The sequence below is a fragment of the Saccharothrix deserti genome (assembly GCF_009769385.1).
GTDB lineage: Bacteria > Actinomycetota > Actinomycetes > Mycobacteriales > Pseudonocardiaceae > Actinosynnema > Actinosynnema deserti.
The window spans coordinates 1-1,575 of sequence record NZ_VKAB01000143.1 but is presented as its reverse complement, the minus strand read 5'-3'; the positions used below and the strand labels follow the sequence as shown (position 1 = coordinate 1,575).

General features: G+C 65.3%; 1 protein-coding gene. It reads left to right on the top strand.

What is annotated here, in order from left to right; all coding sequences use genetic code 11:
• Nucleotides 1-72: 72 nt before the first annotated feature.
• Nucleotides 73-1,547, top strand: a protein-coding gene (locus FM051_RS49890) for an IS3 family transposase (protein WP_420803680.1) whose coding sequence is annotated in 2 segments (ribosomal slippage) — nucleotides 73-469 and nucleotides 469-1,547 — 1,476 coding nt in all. Because the reading frame shifts where the segments join, the coding sequence is not laid out codon by codon here.
• The last annotated feature ends 28 nt before the right edge of the window (nucleotides 1,548-1,575 follow it).

Sequence of the window (1,575 nt, the reverse complement as noted above, 5' to 3'; positions counted from 1 at the left end):
CCCTCTCTGTCAGACTGGTGTGAGACACAGGATCAGTTGAGTCTTCTGTGGAATTCGTAGGGCGAAGACAGGATTTTTGGGACTGTGACGTTGAGTGCCGCCGATCTCCAGGCCGATGATGGTTCGGTGAGTAAGAAGAAGCGAGGTCCGCGTGCGGGTCAGGCGAAGCGCCGGACGTTCACCGCGGCCTACAAGCTGGCGATCGTGGAGGAGTACGAGGGACTGACCGAGCCCGGCGCGAAGGGTGCGTTGTTGCGGCGGGAAGGGCTGTACCACTCCCACCTGATCGACTGGACCCGGAGCCGTGATGCCGGCGGGCTCGACGCCCTGGCCGCGAAACCCTCGGGACCGAAGGGTAAGTCCGCGGCGGAGAAGGAAAACGACACACTCCGTGCCGACAACGAGCGCCTCGCCCGCGAGCTGGCGAAGTCGCAGACGGTGGTGGAGATCATGGGAAAACTTCAAGGGCTCTTGGAAACGATCTCCGAGAGCACGGACACCGACCCTGGGTCGACGAGGTAATCGACCTGGCGTTCGCGGAGCTGGAACCGTTGCTGGGCACCAAACCGGGATGTGATCTGGTCGGGAAGTCCAGGGCGACACTGTACCGCCACCGCAACCCCGCACCGCCGGTGGCCGGGCCTGCTCGCCAACCGGCGCCGCATCCGGCGAGCCTGTCGGCCGCCGAGCGCGCGCAGGTGCTGGCGGTGCTGCGGTCACCCCGGTTCGTGGACAAGGCACCGGCGCAGGTGTGGGCCACCCTGCTCGACGAGGGCCGGTACCTGTGCTCGATCTCCACGATGTACCGGCTGCTGCGCTGCGAGGGTGAGGTCCGTGAACGGCGCGCGCAGGCCACGCATCCGGCGAAGGTCAAGCCAGAGTTGGTGGCCACCGCGCCGAACTGGGTGTGGAGCTGGGACATCACCAAGCTCAAGGGCCCCGATCGGGGCGTGTACTACGACCTGTTCGTCATGCTCGACATCTACTCCCGCAAGGCCGTGCACTGGATGATCGCGCCGACCGAGACCGCGGAGCTGGCGAAAGGGTTCATCACCGACGCCATCGCCGCCAACGGCGGGAACGCCCCTGATGTGGTGCACGCCGATCGTGGTACCTCCATGACGTCGAAGAACGTCGCCACGCTGCTGGCCGATCTGGGCGTCACCCGTTCGCATTCCAGGCCGCACGTCTCCAACGACAACCCCTACAGCGAGGCCCAGTTCAAGACGTTGAAGTACTGCCCGGCGTTCCCCGGCCGGTTCGGGTCGATCGCCGACGCCCGCGCGTTCAGCCGGCGGTTTTTCCAGTACTACAACCACGAACACCGCCACAGCGGCATCGGATTGCACACCCCGGCGTCGGTCCATGACGGCACCGCCACCGCCATCCGCGCCGAACGCGCCCGAGTCCTGCACGCGGCCTACGCGACCAATCCGACCCGGTTCCACCGCGCACCGACCCCACCCAAGCTACCCAAATCCGCCTGGATCAACGAACCACCCCAAGAAAACGAGGAGACAGAACACGAAACAGAACAAGCAGCCTGAACTGTCTCAACACCATTGACAGGTTCCG